The sequence below is a fragment of the Mycobacterium sp. genome (assembly GCF_049281135.1).
In the GTDB taxonomy this organism is placed as follows: domain Bacteria; phylum Actinomycetota; class Actinomycetes; order Mycobacteriales; family Mycobacteriaceae; genus Mycobacterium.
Genome location: NZ_JBAPRN010000563.1, coordinates 1 through 2750, shown reverse-complemented (window position 1 = coordinate 2750; position 2750 = coordinate 1). Strand labels below are relative to the sequence as shown.

At 62.8% G+C, this 2750-nt stretch carries 1 protein-coding gene and 1 pseudogene; one reads left to right on the top strand and one right to left on the bottom strand.

Annotated elements, in window-relative coordinates; all coding sequences use genetic code 11:
* A partial coding sequence (locus tag WAN02_RS21985; RefSeq protein WP_422266349.1) for an indolepyruvate ferredoxin oxidoreductase family protein occupies positions 1-2506 on the top strand: 2506 nt, incomplete at its 5' end.
* A gap of 17 nt (positions 2507-2523) precedes the next feature.
* Here the strand turns inward: WAN02_RS21985 and WAN02_RS21980 are convergent.
* Positions 2524-2750: pseudogene (locus tag WAN02_RS21980) on the bottom strand (hypothetical protein); the annotation flags it as partial.

Genomic DNA, 2750 nt, shown 5'->3' with positions numbered 1-2750 from the left:
GCAGAAGATCATCGTGGTGGAGGACAAACGGCCGTTCATTGAAACCGCTATCCGCGACCTGCTTTACGGTCACAACGAGGGCGGCCCGTTGATCGTCGGCAAGCGGAATATCGAGGACGGCCCGGTCTTCCCACGCAACGGCGAACTCACCGCCGACACGATCGCCCCCGTGCTTGCGGGAATTCTGCTGGGCCACAGCGAGCTTCCCTCGGTCCGGGAGTGGCTCAACGGGCGCCAATCACCGAAATCGCGGCTGGCGCTTCCCTTGGTAACTCGCAGCCCTTATTTCTGTTCGGGGTGTCCGCACAATTCGTCGACGAAGGCGCCTGATGGCTCGTTGGTCGGCGCCGGCATCGGGTGCCACGGTCTAGTCACGCTCATGGACGAGAAACTGGTGGGCAGCATCACCGGGCTGACTCAGATGGGCGGCGAGGGCGCGCAGTGGATCGGAATGAGTCCTTTTGTCCACCAGTCCCATTTGATCCAGAACCTGGGGGATGGCACTTTTCATCACTCCGGCAGCCTCGCGGTGCGCGCCGCCGTCGCAGCTGGCTCCCACATCACCTACAAAATCCTCTACAACTCCGCGGTCGCGATGACGGGCGGTCAGCAGCCCGAAGGCGCGCTCAGCGTGAAGGATCTCGCGCGGGCATTGCTTGCCGAGGGGGTCACGCGGATCATCGTCACCACTGACGACCCGAAACGCTACCGCCGCAACGATCTACCGCGTGGTGTGCGCTGCTGGCATCGCGATCGTCTGGACGAGGCGCAGCGGACGCTGGCTGCCACACCTGGTGTCACGGTCATCATCCACGATCAGGAATGCGCTACCGAGCTGCGTCGTAAGCGCAAGCGCGGCAAGGTAGTTCAACCCGCTCAACGCGTCATGATCAACGAGCGCGTATGCGAGGGCTGCGGAGACTGCGGCGCCAAGTCAAACTGCCTGTCGGTTCAGCCGATCGATACCGAGTTCGGTCGGAAAACGCGGATCGACCAATCTTCGTGCAATTTCGACTTCTCCTGCCTCAAAGGAGACTGCCCGGCCTTCATGACAATAGTGCCTAGCCGCTCGAGCCCCGCAAAGGTGGCGGTGAGGGAACTCGAGACGGCTGATCTTCCCGAACCGCCTCAGCTGGCCGCCGCGCCGCATACCACCCGAATCACCGGCATCGGCGGATCCGGTGTTGTCACGATCGCCCAGACGCTGGCCGCAGCCGCGACGATGGCAGGGCGCTATGTTCGCACTCTGGACCAGACCGGCCTGGCCCAAAAAGGCGGAGCGGTGGTTTCCGACATAAAGATCTTCGATCATTCGACAGCGGTGGCGAGCCGCGCCGGCGAGGGCGAATGCGACCTGTACCTAGGTTGCGATTTGTTGGTCGCGGCCGAGGCTGGCTACCTGCTCGCTGCCGATCCGCACCGCACGGTTGCGGTCGTCTCTTCGTCGGCGGTGCCAACCGGCCAAATGGTCGTCGACCCGGACACCACGTTCCCGGCATTCAGTGAGGCGATAGCGCCGATACTCGAGGCCACGCGCGCCGAGCACGCCGTGATCCTCGATGCCCGTAAGCTGGCCACGACCTTGTTCGGCCAGGATCAGTTCGCGAACATGCTGTTGGTGGGTGCGGCGTACCAAGCCGGCAAACTGCCCCTACGCGCCGAACACATCGAGGAAGCCATTCGCGGCAGCGGCGTTAAGGTGCAAGAGAATCTGCAAGCATTCCGCCGTGGTCGCCAAGCCGTCGCTGCACCAGCCGATTTGGACGCCGCCGTCGCACAGTTGCGAAATGAACGTCGGCCCAAGCCCATATCGGACGATGCCCGTCGCATTGCAGCGATAGTTAGGGCAGTGCCCGAATCGCCGCTCGGCAAGGACGTCGCGGTGCGCGTCTCCGATCTGATCGCCTATCAGAGTCGCCGGTACGCTCAACACTACGCAGAGTTCGTCGAGCGGATTCGTGTCGCAGAAGCTACGAAGGCGCCCGGTGTTGATGACCTGACCAGAAGCGTCGCTCGGAATCTGCATAAGCTCATGGCATACAAAGACGAGTACGAGGTGCCGCGACTCTGCCTGGACCAAGAGGTCGACGTTCGGGTGCGCGAAGCGTTCGGGTCGAACGCGCGGGTGTCTTATAAGCTGCATCCACCGTTCCTGCGGGCAATGGGTATGAATCGGAAGCTCACCTTGGGTCCATGGGTGCGGCCGTTCTTCCGGGCGCTAGCCACCCTGCGGTTTCTCCGTGGCAGCTTTTGGGATCCGTTCGGCCACACCCACATTCGTCGTATGGAACGGCAGTTGATCGTGGAGTACCGAGCGTGGATGGACGCTGTCGCCGTCATCATGACTCCGGAAAATCACGCGCTCGCGGTCCGCGTCGCCCAGCTACCGGATATCGTGCGCGGATACGAAGATGTCAAACTCGGTAACATCGCCCGATACCGAAAAGAAGTCGAGCAATTGATGTCTGAGCTGAGGATGCCGGCGCCGCAGCTTCTAACCCGGTAACTAGCGGTGAAGTCCCGTCATGCGGGATGAATGGCCTTTGTCGTGACGGTGGCCGCTCCATACCTTCCTTCGAGGATGTCGGCTACCGCATCGATGCTGAACTTCTCGCGCACGGCGGCCAGCGCGTGCCGGCCCATCCGCTCTGCCAGCGTCGGCTCGGATGCCAGCCGCTGCATCGCCTCAGCCAGCGCCTGCGCAGAGTCGTCCGGCACGACGATGCCGGCGCCGTAATCGCGAACGACTC